We start from the raw sequence: 1,520 nt of genomic DNA, 5'->3' as shown, positions 1-1,520 counted from the left end.
GATTTTACAGGATCAGTAACAGCACTAAATAAAACTGGAATATCACTAGTTACTTGTTTTGCAGATTGAGCAGCAGGGGTAGCAATAGCATAAATTAAATCTACATTATCCTTTTTAAACTTTTCAGAAATACTAACAGTATTTGGAATTTCACCTGTAGCATTTTGATAATCAATTTCTGCATCTACACCTAATTCTTTAAGTCCATCTTCAAAACCACGTCTTGCATCGTCAAGAGCAGGATGTTCCACTAATTGACTTATTCCAATATGATAAGTATTTTCACTTTTTGTTTCGCCACAACCACTAAAGAGTAAACTTCCTCCAAGTAATACTAAAGATAATAAACTAACTAATTTTTTCATTTTAATTCCTCCTTTATATTTGCAAATAAAAAAATCTTCCATCACTATAATCACAAGTTAAAAAACTTATGGTTATAGGGACGAAAGATTTAATATCCGCGGTACCACCCTAATTATGACAATATGTCATCACTTCAGATCTAACAATCCTATCCCTTGTAACGATGGGCATTCGTATTTGCCTACTAGAATAAAAATTCATTTAGCAAATCTGCTCTGGAGTGAATATCACATATCCTCTTAATGTTGGCTTTCACCGATTCCAACTCTCTGTAATTAAGATAAGATATCTTTTTCTCCATCAATGCATTTAATATATTAGATACAATATTACTACTTCTAATTAATATTGTCAAGAACTTTTCCAAAAATATTTATAATAATTATAATATTCTTGAAACTAATATTAGTGACAAATTAGATGGAGAACAAGTCATAAAGGAAATATTTAATCTATTATCCCTACTATATTTATTAATTTTTAGTTTCTTTAGTGTCTTTAAATATATCTAAATTTTTATCTAAACCTAACTTTTCTAAGGTATCTACATTTACTGTAGTAATAGTTTTTTCAGCTATTCCTACAGGTATTTCAGAAGGAGATTTACCATCCAATAAAATCTCTTTTGCCATTTTAGCTGTTTGCTTACCTAATTCATAATAGCTTAAACCATTTGTAATTAAAGTACCATTATCTACATGTGCACCTTCTGCAGATACAGAAATCATTTGTTTTTCAATAAGTTTTGTAGAAACTAATTCTATTGAAGAAGCTATTAAATTGTCACTTGGAGTATATATAGCATCTACTTTTGATAATAATGAATCTATTGCTTGAGGTATTTCATTTACATTATTTACTCCAACAGTAACTACATCTAAATCTTCATTTGGTGCAAGTTTCTTTACTTCATCTATTTGAATTTCTGAGTTAGCTTCACTAGTACTATATAAAATACCAATTGTTTTAATGCTATCATCAATCTGTTTAAACATTTTTAATTGAGATTCTATAGGAGCTTTATCACTGGTACCAGTTACATTACCACCAACATCTTCCCATGTATTTACTATCTGAGATTTTACAGGATCAGTAACAGCACTAAATAAAACTGGAATATCACTAGTTACTTGTTTTGCAGATTGAGCAGCAGG

2 protein-coding genes and 1 other annotated feature are annotated in these 1,520 nt (G+C 29.3%); both genes read right to left on the bottom strand.

Going from position 1 to position 1,520, the window contains the following annotated elements; all coding sequences use genetic code 11:
- A partial coding sequence (locus D3Z33_RS16400; protein ID WP_279279109.1) for an ABC transporter substrate-binding protein occupies nt 1-365 on the bottom strand: 365 nt, incomplete at its 3' end.
- 73 nt (nt 366-438) lie between these two features.
- Nucleotides 439-679, bottom strand: a binding site (T-box leader).
- 160 nt (nt 680-839) lie between these two features.
- Nucleotides 840-1,520 (bottom strand): ABC transporter substrate-binding protein (locus D3Z33_RS16395; protein ID WP_160198851.1); only part of this gene is annotated, 681 nt, incomplete at its 5' end.

Origin of the sequence: Senegalia massiliensis (assembly GCF_009911265.1) — a bacterium.
In the GTDB taxonomy this organism is placed as follows: Bacteria; Bacillota; Clostridia; order Tissierellales; family SIT17; genus Anaeromonas; species Anaeromonas massiliensis_A.
This window is presented reverse-complemented; position numbering and strand designations above follow the sequence as displayed.